Origin of the sequence: Neptunomonas sp. XY-337 (assembly GCF_004959845.1) — a bacterium.
GTDB classification, from domain to species: domain Bacteria; phylum Pseudomonadota; class Gammaproteobacteria; order Pseudomonadales; family Balneatricaceae; genus Neptunomonas; species Neptunomonas marina.
In genome coordinates this window covers 16,919-32,688 of sequence record NZ_SPLL01000009.1, presented here as the reverse complement: position 1 = coordinate 32,688, position 15,770 = coordinate 16,919, and the positions used below count along the sequence as shown (strand labels likewise).

Sequence of the window (15,770 nt, the reverse complement as noted above, 5' to 3'; positions counted from 1 at the left end):
GAATAAGTGCGATGACCGACTACAAAGCAACACTGAATCTGCCGGATACGGCATTCCCGATGCGCGGCAACCTAGCCAAGCGCGAACCCGACATGTTGAAAGCGTGGCAGGAGCAGGGGATTTACCAAAAGATTCGTGCGATTAGCGCTGGTCGTCCAACGTTTGTACTACACGATGGCCCTCCGTACGCCAACGGTAATATCCACCTTGGGCACGCTGTGAACAAAGTGCTCAAAGATATGATCATCAAGTCTAAAACACTGGATGGTTACGACGCACCTTACGTGCCGGGTTGGGACTGTCACGGCTTGCCGATTGAGCACAAAGTTGAGGTCACGCACGGCAAGGATATGGGCGCGGATAAAACCCGCGAACTGTGTCGTAGTTATGCGCAAGAGCAGATTGAAGGCCAGAAAGCGGACTTCATCCGCCTTGGTATCTTTGGCGAGTGGGACAACCCGTACAAAACCATGAGCTTTGCCAATGAGGCAGGCGAGATCCGTGCGTTGGCGAAAATGGTTGAAGGCGGTTACGTTTTCAAAGGTTTGAAGCCGGTTAACTGGTGTTTTGATTGTGGGTCTGCACTGGCAGAGGCGGAAGTTGAGTACGCGGATAAAAAATCATCAGCGATCGATGTGGCGTTTGTTTGCGAAGAAGCGGATAAGCTGGCTGCAGCCTTTGGTTTAAGTGAGCTTGCAAAGCCAGCCTTTGCTGTGATCTGGACGACAACGCCTTGGACAATTCCTGCGAACCAAGCGATGAATGTTCACCCAGAGTTTGAGTATGCGCTGGTCGATACCGGCGCCAAACTACTCGTTATTGCGGCTGAACTTGTCGAAAGCGCGTTGGAGCGCTTCGAGCTTGAAGGGGCTATCGTTGCCAAGACTGCGGGTGCGCAACTGGAACATATCAGTTTCCGCCACCCGCTTTACGAGCGTAGCTCTCCGATCTACCTCGCCGACTATGTTGAGTTGGGTGCTGGTACGGGCATTGTTCACTCAGCGCCAGCCTATGGTGAAGATGACTTTGCAACATGTCGCCGTTACGGCATGCAGTTTGATGAGATCCTAAATATCGTTAAGGGCGATGGTGTCTACATCGACGATCTGCCGTTGTTCGGCGGTATGGATATTTGGGAAGCAAATGGCGATATCGTCAAAGCACTGGCAGACGCTGATCGTTTGTTGTGCCACAAGACAATTAAGCATAGCTACATGCACTGCTGGCGCCACAAAACACCGTTGATCTACCGTGCGACGGCACAGTGGTTTGTGGGTATGGATGGCGTTGAGGGCCAATCAGGCTCACTGCGCGATAAGGCGCTTGCTGCAATCGAAGAGACTCAGTTTGTACCTGATTGGGGTAAACCACGCTTGCACAGCATGATCGCGAATCGCCCTGACTGGTGTATCTCTCGTCAACGTAACTGGGGCGTGCCTATCCCGTTTTTCCTACACAAAGAAAGTGGCCAGTTGCATCCTGAGACCGTTGCGTTGATGGAGCAGGTAGCGCAGCGTGTGGATGAAGAGGGTATCGAAGCATGGTTTAAGCTGGAGCCTGCTGAACTGCTGGGTGATGAGGCTGATCAGTACGAAAAAGTTACAGATACGCTAGATGTCTGGTTTGATTCTGGTACAACGCATTGGCACGTGATGCGTGGTTCCCACCCGATGGGTCATGATCAAGGCCCACGCGCGGACCTTTATTTAGAAGGTTCGGACCAGCACCGTGGCTGGTTCCATTCATCGCTATTGACCGGTTGCGCGATTGATGGTCACGCTCCTTACAAAGCACTTTTAACTCACGGTTTCACCGTGGATGAGAAGGGCTACAAGATGTCTAAGTCGCTCGGTAACGTGATTGTTCCGCAAGAGGTTACGGACACCTTGGGGGCTGATATTTTGCGCCTATGGATCGCATCGACCGACTACTCTGGTGAAATGGCAGTATCGAAGCAGATCCTGCAACGTACAGCAGACTCGTATCGTCGTATCCGTAATACATCTCGCTTCTTGTTGGCGAACTTGAATGGTTTCAACCCAGAAACCGATCTAGTGGCTCCTGAAAATATGCTGGCACTGGATCGGTGGGCCGTGGATGCGGCAGCACGCTTGCAGCAGAAGGTTCAGGAGGCGTATCGCAACTATCGTTTCTTGGATGTGTATCAGCAAGTACACCACTTCTGTGTACAGGAGCTAGGTGGTTTCTACCTCGATATTATCAAAGATCGCCAGTACACAACGAAAGCAGATAGTCTGGCGCGCCACTCTGCACAAACTGCGCTTTATCATATCGCTCAAGCGATTACTCGCTGGATTGCACCGGTGCTGAGCTTTACTGCCGAGGAGATCTACGCAGCGCTACCTGGTGAAAAAGGCGAGAGTATTTTCCTAGAGACGTGGTACGAGGGCTTGTTTGAGCTGGCAGATGACGATGCGTTTGGTCGTGATTACTGGGAGCGTATCTTGGCTGTGAAGAGCGCCGTGAATAAGGCGCTAGAAGAGGCCCGTAACGAAAAGCTGGTGAAAGCATCGCTATCAACAGAGGCTGTACTGTTTGCTGATGAGCAGATCGCTGCAGACTTGGCGCGTCTTGATGCTGAACTGCGCTTCGTTCTCATTACGTCAGAAGCACAGGTTGCGCCACTGGCTGATGCGATTGATGGTGCCCGCGCGACAGAGCTGGATGGTTTGAAAGTTGCTTTGAAAGCCTCTGAACATGCCAAGTGTGAGCGTTGCTGGCACCATCGTGAAGAGGTGGGTAGCAACGCAGAGCACCCAGAGCTGTGTAATCGCTGTATCGAAAATGTCTATGGCGAAGGCGAAGCTCGTCAATTTGCTTAAATCGCAGCGGCCGATGCCCACTGGGTGCATCGGCCAATGAGTGGGAAGGTGCTGTGGGTTCTCTAAAATGGTTATGGTTGACCGCATTTATTGTGGTCGCTGATCTTGTTAGCAAAGACTACGCGCAACAAGTGTTGAGCTACGGAGTTCCGAATCCAGTGTTTACTGGGTTGGATATGACACTTCTCTACAATACGGGGGCTGCGTTTAGTTTTTTGGCAGGAGAAGAAGGCTGGCAGCGCTGGTTTTTTATCGTGATCGCTATCGTGGTGAGTACCGTACTATTAGTGTGGCTTAAGCGCACTGAGCCGCGTCAGTGGTGGTTAGCGACAGGGTTGGCATTGATCCTCGGCGGAGCATTGGGCAATTTGCATGACCGGGTTTATCTGGGTTATGTCGTTGACTTTATCTCTGTTTACTACGATGTCCATTACTTCCCTGCCTTTAATATCGCTGATATAGCCATCACGGTGGGTACCGTTTTAATGATCATCGATATGATATTTTTTGAAAGCGAAGCCGATGAGAGCACGTAGCTGCGCATCGTGATTCGAGGAAGGTAGATATGACAGACATAGTTGTTGGCCCTGAGAAAAAAGTGACGCTTCACTTTGCAATCCGCTTGAAGTCAGGGGATGTGGTTGACGATAACTTTGCAGGTGACCCCGCTTCATTTGTGATTGGCGATGGCAATATGCTGGCAGGCTTCGAAGCTGCATTGTTTGGGATGAAAGCGGGTGAGCGTAAAACCCACGAGATCCTTCCTGAAAACGGTTTTGGCATGCCTAACCCAAGTAATATGCAGGTGATGGAGCGCAGTGCATTTGAAGGCATGGAGCTTGAGCCGGGCCTCGTGGTCTCTTTTCAAGATCCAACGGGGGAGCTTCCGGGTGTGATTCGCTCATTTGACGACAACAAAGTCGAAGTTGATTTTAATCACCCCCTAGCTGGGCAAACACTCGAATTTGATGTTGAAATCCTCTCGGTAGGTGAATAACCTCTGTAGTTAATCTGCGTCACAATGATGCAAAAGATTCCTTTCTGATTAATATGGCTTGAACGCCCGTTTGAGCCTATACTCATTTTGGCTGTACACAAAGTGCACAGTCTTGTCACCTAAACTTATGGATATTTGCACGGATCGCAGATGTAACAGAAAAGGGACTTTGGCACTTATGGAAAAGAATGGAACGTACGAAGTCAGCCCACCGTGGTTTTACTCTGATCGAGTTGATGGTAACGATGTCGGTTGCTGTGATATTGGCCGCTGTGGCGGTTCCTAGCTTTGTGGACTTTATTCGCAATCTGCGTTCGGCAACCGTCGCGAACGATTTAGTCACCTCTCTCAATACTGCCCGCAGCGAAGCGATCAAACGCAACGCGACGGTACGGCTGTGCCCTGGAGCTAATGGTGGTTGTACGCTCGACTGGAACCAAGGGTGGTCGCTGCGTGATGATGCCAATGCGCAACTGCAGGTCTGGATGGCACCGCCTCCGGGCGCAGCGATTCAGCAAGCGAACGGAAATGCCACGATAGAATTTAACGGTACAGGGCGCCTTACCAGTGCAGGCCCTGTCAGAATTAATGCGCGCTACACCGGCTGTACCGGCGATGCGCAGCGCGTCATTCGAATCAATGCGATGGGAAGAGTCAGTGTTACACGAACAAACTGCCCTTAGATGTCCCGCGGCGACTAATATGTTACCTCATCTGCGCGGGCAGCGTGGAGTGGGGTTGTTAGAGGTGCTGATTACGGTATTGGTGCTTTCGGTCGGACTTGTTGGTATGGCAACGCTCATGTTTGATGCAGTGCGCCTAAATACCCAGTCTTATCAGCGCACAATCGCGATCAACCTTGCTTACGACATGTCAGATCGAATTCGCAGTCATCAAGAGGAGGCTGAGGATGGCGATTTTGACCATGCGCGCGGTGCGGCTGCGCCGGGTAACACGGCGCCTGTTGATGCAGAAATTACTGAGTGGTTAGGTGAAGTGGCTAATCAACTCCCCGGTGGGCAGGGTGCCATTACCACTAACGTCAACGGCGACTTGGTTGAGTTTGAAATTGCCATATGGTGGGACGAAGACAGAGACAACGCCAACGGAGCGGAAGCAGTATACAACTTCCTGACGAGCCTATGACCCCATTAAATATGCGCTTTGCAAAGCAGCAAGGTCTCTCTTTGATCGAGTTGATGATCGCCATGCTCCTCGGATTGGTGCTCATGACTGGCGTGATCAATATTTTTCTTTCATCGAACCAAACATATCGTTTGCAGGATGCGTTGTTTCGAGTGCAAGAGACAAGCCGCTTCGCCCTTGAAATCATGAAAACTGATTTGCGCTCATCGGGCTTCGATGACTTTCTTGGTACCTATGGTGTCCTGAAAAACCTGAACCAGCGCAGTGTGTTTGGTGTTGAACAAGGTCAGCCCTCGACGCCTGAAATTGCGGCCAACAGTGTTAATGGTCGTGTCAGCGATGCCATGCTGGTGGATGGCAGTGAAACGCCCGCAGGGCTTGCTGTTTATTATGTTGCGCCAGATGCGGCTGCGAATGGGCAGCTAGCTTTGTTTCGTAACAACGCGGCGATCGCTGAAAATGTCGAGGGCCTGAATATTCAATATGGTGTCGATACAGACAGTGACCGGTTTCCAAATCGCTTTGCAGATGCCACTGCGATTACTGCCGCTGAGTGGTCATCTGGAGGTATTGTTGCAGTGAAGCTAGATCTGTTGCTTGCTGCTGGTGAGCCGGGGCTTGTATCTGATCCTCCTGCTGCACTGCCTGCGCCTTTTAATGGCGTCGATATCTCTGATGGGCGCCTCTATCGCATGTTCTCCACAACTGTAGCATTGCGTAATAAGGTGCCTTAAGAAATTGAGGAGTATGAAGTTGGCTGAATATCGTTATCCACGGAAAGAGCGCGGTGCGGCGCTGATTATCGGTCTTGTGATGATGCTGTTGTTAACAATGATCGGTGTAAGTGCCATGCAAGGGACCGGCATGCAAGACAAAATGACAGCGAATATGCGCGACTCCGAAATGGCATTCCAGAACAGTGAACTCGCTTTGCGTTATGTGGAACGGGGCTTTTTACAGTCTTTGGATAATATTGAGAAAGGTAATACGTGGGCTGGATGTACGTCGAACTGCCGTATTATTAATTCCGAAGAGGCTTTAGCCGTGGACGCTAAAACTCAGCTGTTTAGGAGCCCGGCTGACTGGGATGCTCGGGCGATCGATTATGGTGATTTTAAAAATATGGCCAACGCTGTGATCTCGCCAGTCTCCGATCAAACTGATTTTGATCGCATGGGCTTGAAGGCCAAGCCGAAGGTGCTGGTGGAGTATGTAGCGTTTACGCCGTTTAGTGCTGATATCGGAGATGGAGAGCAGCCGGGTCTAGACTACTACCGTGTCACATCAAAAGCTGCAGGCGGTACGGACGTATCTGAGTCCATCTTGCAGACACTATTTTCACGTCGGTTCGAATAGAAGGGAGAGAGTCTGTGTCGGGAAATAACTCATCATACCGTTTGCTGCTGGCCAGTGCGCTGGTGTATTCAGCGCACTCTTCCGCGGCCCCGCTAGATTTGGCGGATACCCCGCTATCTGTCTCGAGTAGTGTTGAGCCAAATGTCATGTTACTGATTGATAACTCGGGCAGCATGAACAATATGGTGTTTGAAGATGGCTTTGTTCCTGGAACGCTGGGCAATGCTGATCGTTGGGCGTATTTGCATACCAACGGTAACTATTATTGGATAAATAATGGCAACACCTATTATTTTGGCTACATGGATGATGGTAGTTGCTCTTGGCCACATAGGCGTTTTCTTAAACCGAGCACCAACACGCATAAATGTATGATTGCGCCAACGCCAGAAGGGTCAGGGGATACTCGATATTACGGCGAGTACCTCAACTACCTACTGGATAAGTACCCCAGTGGCACCGACCTTCGTGCTGTTGCGGGTTTTCCGCAGCAGACGCGTATGGGGGTGGCAAAGCAGGTAGCCTCTGACATTGTACAAAACACCCCGAAGATGCGCTTTGGTGTAGCGCGTTTTAATAGTTCCAACGATGGCGCTACTGTTGATCAGTCTTGTGGAGCTAACACCGCTAGTATTATCAGCTCCATATCCGGCTACACCGCTAGCACATGGACGCCATTGGCTGAAGCTCTCTATGAGGTGACTCGCTATTTCCGTGGGATGACGAGCCCTTATCGGAATGTCTCATACACAAGTCCCATTCAATATCGCTGCCAGTCAAACTTTACGATAGCGATTACTGATGGCTTCCCAACCCGGGACAAGACCTTTCCGACAAGCTTTCCTTCTGGCGATAAGGATGTGCCAGCAGGCAGTGCGTTTCCTGATTGGGATGGCTTGCACCCTGCTACGAGCTCAAGCCAGCACCCAAATTTTCCGCACTTTTCTGATGGTTTTGATCCTAACAGTGATGGTGAAGGTGGCACACTTTATTTGGACGATATAGCCAAATTCGCTTGGGATATCGACTTTAAAAATACCACTGCTCCAGATAATTCGGGGCAGAGCTACAACGACCCATTGTTCAAAGTACAAAACATGTACACCTATACCGTCGGTTTTGCGACGCAAAACAATATGTTGCAAGATGCCGCGCAGTACGGGAACGGTTTGTACTTCACGGCCACCAATGCTCAACAGTTAACTGACGTTCTTAAACGGGCGCTGCTAGATATCTCTGATAAATCCACGAGTGCCACGGCTGTTGCGGCAAATACCGGGCGTGTTCAGTCTGGATCCTCGGTATATCAAGCGAAGTTCCATACCGCTGATTGGAGCGGTGACCTGCTGAGTTTTGGGGTTGAGACAGATAAAACGAGCCCGGACTATGGCGATGTTTTAACCAGTGGTAGCGGTCCTCAAGGTGCGCAATGGAGTGCAGAGGATAAGATGCCCGGGTGGAACTCTCGGCGCATATTTACCAACCTAGGGAATAGCGGTAAGCGCTTTCGTTGGGGAACATTCAACGCTGCTCAGCGTACAGAGTTCTTCAATGGTGAGCAGGCGATGTTGCAGTACCTACGTGGGCGTAATACCAGCGATGCGAGTTTCGATGTCAGTGGTTACCGTACAAGAACCTCCGCATTAGCAGATATTGTTAACTCTGCACCTCAGTACAAAGGGCGTCCTAATGGGCGATATAAAGATAGCTTAGAAGGGCCCGATTACTCATCGTTTGTTGCTGCGAATCGCAACCGTGAACCCATGATCTATGTCGGCGCAAACGATGGTATGTTGCATGGCTTTAATGCCAACACAGGGGTGGAGCGTATGGCTTTTGTCCCAGGATCTTTGCTGCCTAGATTAAAAGAGCTGGCTGATACCGGTTATACCCACCGCTACTTTGTAGATGCGACGCCAACGGTTGTTGATGCGTTCGTGAATGGTGCATGGAGAACGGTACTGACAGGTGGATTAGGTAAAGGTGCGCAAAGTGTTTATGCCCTTGATGTGACTAACCCCGCCAGCTTCGGTGAGTCAGATAGCAATGCTGCGAACCTTTTCATGTGGGAGTTCACTGATGCCGACGATGCTGACCTTGGATACGTTTATGGGCGTCCAAAGATCGTTAAGATGCAAGATGGCCGTTGGTACGCTGTATTTGGCAATGGCTATAACAACACCGTGAGCGACGATCATGTCAGCGGGACAGGTAACGCGGTTGTTTACATTGTTGACCTTGCCAGCAAGAACTTCATTAAGCTCAATACTGGTGTGGGTGCGAGTGCCGATCCGACCGGTAAGAACCGGCCTAATGGAATATCAACGGCGACACCCGTTGATGTAGATGGCGACTTTAAAGCGGATTACATCTATGCAGGAGATCTATTTGGCAATGTTTGGAAGTTTGATGTCACCGGCAGCTCAACCTCTAGCTGGAAACTAGGCTATAAACTGTTTACGGCTTGCCCAAGCGGCAGTTGTGGTACAACTCAGCCGATAACGTCGGGTATATCCACTGGCTTTACAAGTGATGGTGTTGGATTGATGGTGTTTTTCGGAACTGGTAAACACCTAGAGATCGATGATAACAATGCAGCAGCCGGCGGGTTACAGAGCCTTTATGGCATCCTAGATAAAGGCGCACCGGTATCACGAAGCAATCTCCTTAAACAGATTATTACATCTGAGAAAACGGCAACATTTACCGATACAAAAGGTACTGATGACCCCGCTGATGATACGACCGAGCCTCGTCTGGTGAGAGAGACTTCTGACTACGCGATGACAAACGAGCAAGGTTGGTATCTCGATCTGAAATATGGCGCTGAAAACGGGGAGCGTGTTATTAACGCGCCTGAAGTGCGCGGTGATCGAGTCTTCTTTATCTCCACAACACCCGGAAATGATGAATGTTTACCTGGTGGTGTTTCTTGGATCTATCAACTTGGTAGTAAAGATGGCAAGCAGCTGCAATCGACTTGGGATCTTTACGAAGATGGTAAGTTTGATTCTAAAGACGGCCCTTACACGGGCGTCCAAGTGGGAGAGGCCGCTGGCTTCAATACCATGGTGGATGACTTTGGTGAGCAGATCTATCTTGGCTTAGAGCGCTTGGGAGCAAACGCAAACGCACTTCTACAAAACCGTCAGTCTTGGCAGGAGGTCACACAATGATGAATCTTTACCGGTGGACAATAGTGTTGATACTCGCATTAGCGAGTGCAATGGCCTCTGCCAAGCCGCTGTTCTTCATGGGCTCAATCGAAAAGATCAAAATTACTGCGGAGAAACGTGAGCTGGTGGTTGAAGGAGATCGCTATAAGATCGCTAAATATGCCCCAGTAACCGAGATGGGTAAGCCTATTTCCATAATGTCTCTCAAGCGAAATATGCAGATCAAGTTTGAGTACACAGTTGGCAAAAAGAAGCAGCTACCCCTAATTACAAAAATCGAGGTCTTTACGGAATGAAGCAGTTCGGCTTCTCGTTAATTGAGTTGATGATCTCGGTCGCTATCGTTGCCATCTTGGCAGCCGTTGCGTTACCGAGCTACCAAGAGCATGTTCTAAATACGTGGCGTGCTACCGCAACAGGGTGTTTGCTGGAGTTGGGGCAAGGGATGGAACGCCGGTTTGCGACAGCAACGCCGATGAGCTATGCCATTGGCGCTGCGGATTGGCCGTTAAGCGGCTGTACAAACGACTTAGCGGATCGTTACAACTTCCCGTTACCTGTTGTAAACGGCGCAGGCACGACCTACACGATTACTGCCGTGCCAAAGGGGGCTCAATCGGGAGATAGTAAATGCGGCACGCTGGGTATTAACAACCTAGGCGTGCGATCTGAAACCGGTTCGAAGGATGTCGCTTACTGTTGGCAGTAGTATGTAATTTCAGTGCTATGAATACCAAATGGATTTGGTGAGCATTGACTCGAAGTAGGCAACGGAAAAGCCTCACTCATTGAGCGGACAACAAGGATGTTGGAAGGGATATGGATATCAAAATCTCGCGTGCTCAATGCGGCTTCACGCTCATTGAGCTTATGGTGACCACTACAGTTGCGATCGTGCTTATTACGGTTGCGGTTCCCGCATTCACCGACCTTATCGCTAAAATCGATCTCAATACGGGTAGCCTGCAGGTACGAGAAGTCCTTCGCCAGGCCCGCTCGGAAGCTGTCAAAACAGGTAATGCGCTACACGTGTGCAGTGTTGCAGACGGCGTTTCCCAATGTGCGGGGACATCAGGCAGAGGGCGTAAGCCTTGGCAGCACGGGATGTTAGTCTTCCATGATGCCAATCGCGATAGGCGCTTTACGCCAGGGAGCGATACGTTGATCTATCAAGTTGATTTCTCCGCGGGGCTGGCAGTAAGCTGGGGTCGCGGTGATTACTTAGTCTATGCAGGCTCAGGCCGGCCAGCGCTTGCCAACGGTACGTTTGAGTTGCTGCACACCGCGAGTGGTTATCAAAAGAAACTCGTCCTCAACAATGTTGGTCGTATTCGATCAGAGCAAAACTGGTAGTTTGGTGGTGAATAGAGTGAATGATTTTGCAATCGTGGGTGCTGGCGTTATCGGTATGATGCTAGCGCGTGAGTTGGCTCAGGCAGGTGCAACAGTCGCACTGATTGATAAGGGCGAATGTGCGCGCGAGTCGTCTTGGGCAGGAGGCGGGATCGTCTCTCCACTTTATCCGTGGCGCTACTCAACGCCAGTGACACAGTTGGCGACATGGTCTCAATCGAGTTATCTGCACCTTTCTCAAGATCTGCTAGAGGAAACCGGATTGGATCCTGAATTGCGCCAGCGTGGTATGTATATGGTTGATGTGGATGATGAAGAGGACGCGCTGCAATGGGCGCAGCAGCACCATCGTCCAATGATGCGCGTTGATGCACAGCACCTCTATAATAGAGAGCCCAACTTTGCTCCGGGGCATAACTCTGCATTGTGGATGCCAGAAGTAAGCAGCATTCGCAACCCGCGACTAGGCGCAGCATTAAAGCAAAGCGTGGTCTTAAACCCTAACATTACTGTACATGAACATAGTGAGGTTACGGGGTTGCTGAGTGATGGGCGGCGGGTTTGGGGCGTGAAAACATCGCGCGCAGAGATCAAGGCAGCTCATACTATCGTTACCAGCGGGGCATGGACGGGCGAGTTACTCAAGCGTTTTGATGTGAGCTTGCCGGTGGAGCCGGTGAAGGGGCAAATGATGGTCTTTAATGCACCTGTTGGGCTGGTTAATCGGGTTGTGCTGATGGGCGGGCGTTATGTTATCCCACGTAATGATGGGCGTATTCTGGTGGGCTCCACATTGGAGTACGAAGGGTTTGATAAGCAGACGACAGATGTGGCTTTCACGTCGCTGCGCGATACCGCGATAGGCATTATTCCTGAGCTGGCAAACTACGATGTCGAGCATCACTGGGCTGGTTTGCGCCCTGGCTCTCCAGAGGGCATTCCCTTTATTGGCGGGGTGCCAGAATGGCAGGGCTTGTCAGTTAATGCTGGCCACTTCCGTAATGGGTTAGTGTTGGCTCCTGCGTCGACACGTCTACATGCTGACCTCTTGTTAGGGCGTGATCCGGTCATTGATCCGCAGCCTTACCAATTAGCAGGGCGAATGAACTAGACAAAAAAGCGCCGAATGGCGCTTTTTTATTGCCGCTGAGTGCTCGATCAATCGTAGATTGTTGGGATCGGCTGGCGTTTGTGCTCTGTTTTGGTATAGATCTCAATCAGGCGCTCCTGAACTGACGAGCTAACCGGCTTGCCCTCGAGGAAGTCGTCAATTTCATCATAGGTTAAACCTAACGCAGACTCGTCGGTTTTCTGTGGTTCCAAGCACTCAAGGTCGGCCGTCGGTGTTTTGTGAACTAAGGTTTCTGGTGCACCCAAGTAGTCGGCTAATTGGCGTACTTGGCGCTTACTTAAACCAAATAGTGGTACTAAGTCACAAGCCCCGTCACCCCACTTAGTATAAAAGCCGGTGATGTTTTCAGCTGAGTGGTCTGTTCCGAGTACTAAACCGCCCAAAATACCGGCCACTTGATACTGAGCGGCCATCCGCATTCTAGCTTTAGTATTGCCTTTGGCGAAGTCGACATGAGCATCGCTATGCTCCAGCAAACTGCCAAGGGCGGCGGTCACTTCGTTGTGTAGCCCATCGGCACCCGCTTTAATGTTGATCGTGAGCGTCTCACTGGGCTGGATAAAAGAGAGCGCGCGCTGGGCATCCTCTTCATCTTGCTGAACACCATAAGGCAAGCGAACTGCGATAAATTTGTAGGGTGCACTGTCGGTTTCAGCATTGAGTTGCTCAACCGCGAGCTGCGCTAAGCGCCCGCAAGTTGAGGAGTCTACGCCACCGCTGATGCCCAAAATAAGGTGCTGCTGACCTGACGAGCGTAGTTGCTGTTTGATAAAGGCAACGCGCTTCTCGACCTCTTGGGCTGGGTCTATGGAAGGCTGTACATGCATCGCTTGGATGATCTCATTTGCGGTCATTGTGTGCCTCTTTATTCAAAGATACCGAAGGTGGCTTTGTGATACCAAGGGCGCTTGGTTTCTTGCTCTTTCTGCGCCTCATTCTCTGGCTTTTCTAAGCCTTGCTTATCTTCTACTGTTGGGCGCGGTGGATCATCGGTTTCGCTCTCGGAGCCAAACAGACCAAATGTCGCGGTTTCCAGTAAGCTTGTATTCTTAACCTTGTACGATTTCAGCGGATAATTTGGGTAGTTTGCCAAGAGAACATCACGGGCGCTTTGTGCCAACTGCTGCTCGCCCAATAGCTCGTATGCTTGGTACATCACCGCGAGGGCGTCTGGCGTTGCCGGTGTCTCTTTGAGATTTTCCACCACGTAGCGGCCACGGTTAGCTGCCGCAATGTAGGCACCACGCTTCATGTAGTAGTTTGCGACGTGGACCTCGTAGGAGGCTAAGCGGTTTTTCAAAAACAACATGCGCTTTTGAGCATCGGGTGCATAGGAGCTATCAGGGTAGCGGTTAATCAGAGTTGAGAAACTTTCGAAGGAACTGCGTGCCGCACCAGGATCGCGCTGGTCGATGTCGATCGGCAAGAATCGCTGGAACATACTCTGATCTTGCTCAAAGGCGGTTAGCCCCTTCAAATAATATGCGTAGTCGATGTTTTCGTGTGAGGGATGCAGGCGTATAAAGCGATCTGCTGCGGCGCGTGCAGCTTCAGGCTCAAAATTTTTGTGGTATGCGAATATCAACTCAAGCTGTGCTTGCTCGGAGTAGCGCCCAAATGGATATCGAGCTTCGAGCATCTGCAGTTTTTCCACAGCGGTTTCATACTCTTGTTGCTCAAGGGCTGTAATCGCTTCGTCGTAAAGTTGTTGCTCTGGAATGTCTGGTAGCCGCTTTTCATCACCGCCAAACCACGAACAGGCTGATACAAAAAAGCACACTGCAATGACGCTAAAAACTCTTCCCAACCGCATGAATTAATCCCGATACGTTACCATCCGATTCTCGGCGACCATCGCCGGATCAGGTATACTGGTGGTTATTGGTTAAAAAACAGTTTATTTAAACACAACGGCGGGCGAAGCAAAATCACTGCTGTTATCGATTGGTAGATTGATGTCTGAAAAAATAGAACGAGAGGCGCTGGTGCCCGGTGATCTTACCGGCCAACGTTTAGATCAAATATTAGCGCAGCTATTTTCCGACTTTTCACGCTCCCGTTTAACGAGCTGGATTAAAGAAGGTTTCGTGACGGTTGATGGTAAGCAGATGAAACCGCGCGAGAAGCTTTTCGGTGGCGAAAAGATCGTTATTACCGCGCAGGTTGAAGAGATCGAAGACCATGTGGGTGAGGATATCCCTCTCGATATTGTCTACGAAGATGATGACATATTGGTCGTCAATAAACCTGCGGGCCTAGTGGTTCATCCAGCAGCGGGGCACCGCAGTGGTACGCTCATGAATGCGCTGTTGCACCACTATCCTGATATCGCGGTTGTACCGCGTGCGGGCATCGTGCATCGGCTGGATATGGATACAACCGGCTTGATGGTGGTCGCGAAAACGCTGCAAGCGCAAACGGAGCTGGTGGCTCAGCTGCAAGATCGCTCCATGGGCCGTGAATATGAGGCTGTCGTACAAGGTGTGATGACCGGCGGTGGTTGTGTGGATGAGCCGATGGGCCGTCACGCTAAGAGCCGTCAGAAGATGGCGGTTGTTGGTTTAGGTAAAGAAGCGGTGACGCACTACCGTATGCTGACTAAGTTCCGCGCCCATACGCATATCCGTCTGAAGCTCGAGACTGGCCGTACCCACCAAATTCGTGTCCACATGGCGCACATCAACTATCCGCTAGTGGGTGATCAGTTATATGGCGGACGTTTCCGTTTACCCAAAGGGGCTAGTGAAGCGATGCAAGAGGCGTTGCGCAACTTTAAGCGCCAAGCGTTGCATGCCAAAAAGCTTGAGCTTTGGCATCCGGTGACGGGGGAGCTGATGTCATGGGAAGTGGATCTACCCGAGGACTTCAGCGCGTTGCTCGATGTGCTGGCGAAAGACAAAGCTAATAACGACGACGAGTACTAGCGATGGAGCTGCTGACCCCACATTGGCCTGTGCCAAGCCATATTAAAGCTGTGGCAACAACGCGCATCGGTGGATATAGCCAAGGGCCGTACGCCGGTCTTAACCTCGGCGACCATGTGGGGGATCAGCCAAGTCATGTTGCAGAGAATCGGGCTCAGTTGCTAGAGCAGCTCGATCTTGAGCAGTCGCAATGGCTAACGCAGGTACATGGCACCCGATGTATAGAGGCGTTACCCGCGTTTCTGCATATGGCTCCAGAAGCGGACGCTTGCTATACCTCGCAAGCGCAACTGGCGTGCGTCATTATGACCGCCGATTGTTTGCCGGTGCTTTTTACCGATGGCGAACGTGTCGGTGCGGCTCATGCTGGCTGGCGTGGATTGGCCGATGGCGTGCTTGAAACAACCCTTGAGGCTTTTGAGCGTGCCCATACGTCTGTGTGGCTAGGGCCTGCTATTGGGCCTGCTGCGTTCGAAGTAGGCGATGAGGTGCGTGAGCGGTTTTGCCAATACCTGCCCGCTTCTGAGCAGTACTTTGTTCCCTCTGCAAATGCGGGCAAATGGCTGGCAGATATCTATGGCTTAGCTAGATTACGCCTTGCTGCGGCTGGTGTCACACAGGTTTATGGTGGAGGTTTGTGCACCTTTACGGATGCCGTGCGCTTTTTCTCCTACCGGCGTGATCGCACCACAGGCCGTATGGCAACCTTGATCTGGAAAACCGCGGCTTAACAACAGCCGCTGCCCATCCGAACGTTTCTTCCCGACATCAGTCAACTGTTCTATAAGTTGGATTTTTTTATCCAGTATAATGGATTTTATTCCTGTTTGCTGTAATCTCAAG

16 protein-coding genes are annotated in these 15,770 nt (G+C 50.9%); 14 read left to right on the top strand and 2 right to left on the bottom strand.

Features of this window, described 5'->3' with window-relative positions:
- The first annotated feature begins 11 nt into the window (after nucleotides 1-11).
- The 12 genes from ileS (at nucleotide 12) to thiO (ending at nucleotide 11,982) form a co-directional block, all read left to right on the top strand.
- Complete coding sequence (gene ileS, locus E4L36_RS16965) at nucleotides 12-2,843, top strand: isoleucine--tRNA ligase (RefSeq protein ID WP_136681584.1); 2,832 nt, start codon at nucleotides 12-14, stop codon at nucleotides 2,841-2,843.
- A gap of 53 nt (nucleotides 2,844-2,896) precedes the next feature.
- Nucleotides 2,897-3,379, top strand: a complete 483-nt coding sequence (gene lspA, locus E4L36_RS16960) for a signal peptidase II (RefSeq protein WP_206064608.1) — start codon at nucleotides 2,897-2,899, stop codon at nucleotides 3,377-3,379.
- A 29-nt stretch (nucleotides 3,380-3,408) separates the two neighbouring features.
- A complete protein-coding gene (locus E4L36_RS16955; RefSeq protein WP_136681582.1) occupies nucleotides 3,409-3,840 on the top strand; it encodes a peptidylprolyl isomerase in 432 nt (143 codons plus the stop codon).
- Nucleotides 3,841-4,028: 188 nt separating this feature from the next.
- Nucleotides 4,029-4,523: a GspH/FimT family pseudopilin gene (locus tag E4L36_RS16950; RefSeq protein WP_136681581.1), complete on the top strand. Its 495-nt coding sequence runs from the start codon at nucleotides 4,029-4,031 to the stop codon at nucleotides 4,521-4,523.
- A gap of 19 nt (nucleotides 4,524-4,542) precedes the next feature.
- Nucleotides 4,543-4,986, top strand: a complete 444-nt coding sequence (pilV, locus tag E4L36_RS16945; protein WP_169051574.1) for a type IV pilus modification protein PilV — start codon at nucleotides 4,543-4,545, stop codon at nucleotides 4,984-4,986.
- Nucleotides 4,983-5,720, top strand: a complete 738-nt coding sequence (locus tag E4L36_RS16940) for a PilW family protein (protein ID WP_164847125.1) — start codon at nucleotides 4,983-4,985, stop codon at nucleotides 5,718-5,720. Before pilV ends, E4L36_RS16940 begins: the two co-directional genes overlap by 4 nt.
- 13 nt (nucleotides 5,721-5,733) lie before the next feature.
- On the top strand, nucleotides 5,734-6,342 hold the full coding sequence (locus E4L36_RS16935) for a PilX N-terminal domain-containing pilus assembly protein (protein WP_136681578.1): 609 nt from the start codon (nucleotides 5,734-5,736) through the stop codon (nucleotides 6,340-6,342).
- 14 nt (nucleotides 6,343-6,356) lie between these two features.
- Nucleotides 6,357-9,518: a PilC/PilY family type IV pilus protein gene (locus E4L36_RS16930; protein WP_136681577.1), complete on the top strand. Its 3,162-nt coding sequence runs from the start codon at nucleotides 6,357-6,359 to the stop codon at nucleotides 9,516-9,518.
- Nucleotides 9,515-9,814: a hypothetical protein gene (locus E4L36_RS16925; protein WP_136681576.1), complete on the top strand. Its 300-nt coding sequence runs from the start codon at nucleotides 9,515-9,517 to the stop codon at nucleotides 9,812-9,814. The genes E4L36_RS16930 and E4L36_RS16925 overlap by 4 nt, the downstream gene beginning before the upstream one ends.
- Nucleotides 9,811-10,227 carry a type IV pilin protein gene (locus E4L36_RS16920; RefSeq protein ID WP_127695195.1) on the top strand — a complete coding sequence of 139 codons (417 nt, stop codon included), beginning with the start codon at nucleotides 9,811-9,813 and terminating at the stop codon, nucleotides 10,225-10,227. Before E4L36_RS16925 ends, E4L36_RS16920 begins: the two co-directional genes overlap by 4 nt.
- A gap of 110 nt (nucleotides 10,228-10,337) precedes the next feature.
- Nucleotides 10,338-10,871: a GspH/FimT family pseudopilin gene (locus E4L36_RS18020; RefSeq protein ID WP_136681575.1), complete on the top strand. Its 534-nt coding sequence runs from the start codon at nucleotides 10,338-10,340 to the stop codon at nucleotides 10,869-10,871.
- Nucleotides 10,872-10,887: 16 nt separating this feature from the next.
- The gene (gene thiO / locus E4L36_RS16910) at nucleotides 10,888-11,982 is read left to right on the top strand and encodes a glycine oxidase ThiO (protein WP_136681574.1); all 1,095 of its coding nucleotides are present in this window, start codon (nucleotides 10,888-10,890) and stop codon (nucleotides 11,980-11,982) included.
- 47 nt (nucleotides 11,983-12,029) lie between these two features.
- Here thiO and nadE read toward each other — a convergent pair whose 3' ends face one another.
- Together nadE and E4L36_RS16900 are read right to left on the bottom strand one after the other, a co-directional pair.
- Nucleotides 12,030-12,857, bottom strand: a complete 828-nt coding sequence (gene nadE, locus E4L36_RS16905; RefSeq protein WP_136681573.1) for an ammonia-dependent NAD(+) synthetase — start codon at nucleotides 12,855-12,857, stop codon at nucleotides 12,030-12,032.
- Between the two features lie 11 nt (nucleotides 12,858-12,868).
- Nucleotides 12,869-13,816 (bottom strand): outer membrane protein assembly factor BamD, encoded by a 948-nt coding sequence (locus tag E4L36_RS16900; RefSeq protein WP_136681572.1) that lies wholly within the window; start codon nucleotides 13,814-13,816, stop codon nucleotides 12,869-12,871.
- A gap of 142 nt (nucleotides 13,817-13,958) precedes the next feature.
- On the opposite strand from E4L36_RS16900, the gene rluD reads away from it, so the two are divergent.
- Nucleotides 13,959-14,927 carry a 23S rRNA pseudouridine(1911/1915/1917) synthase RluD gene (gene rluD, locus E4L36_RS16895; protein WP_136681571.1) on the top strand — a complete coding sequence of 323 codons (969 nt, stop codon included), beginning with the start codon at nucleotides 13,959-13,961 and terminating at the stop codon, nucleotides 14,925-14,927.
- Between the two features lie 2 nt (nucleotides 14,928-14,929).
- Complete coding sequence (pgeF, locus tag E4L36_RS16890; protein ID WP_136681570.1) at nucleotides 14,930-15,658, top strand: peptidoglycan editing factor PgeF; 729 nt, start codon at nucleotides 14,930-14,932, stop codon at nucleotides 15,656-15,658.
- Nucleotides 15,659-15,770 lie beyond the last annotated feature (112 nt).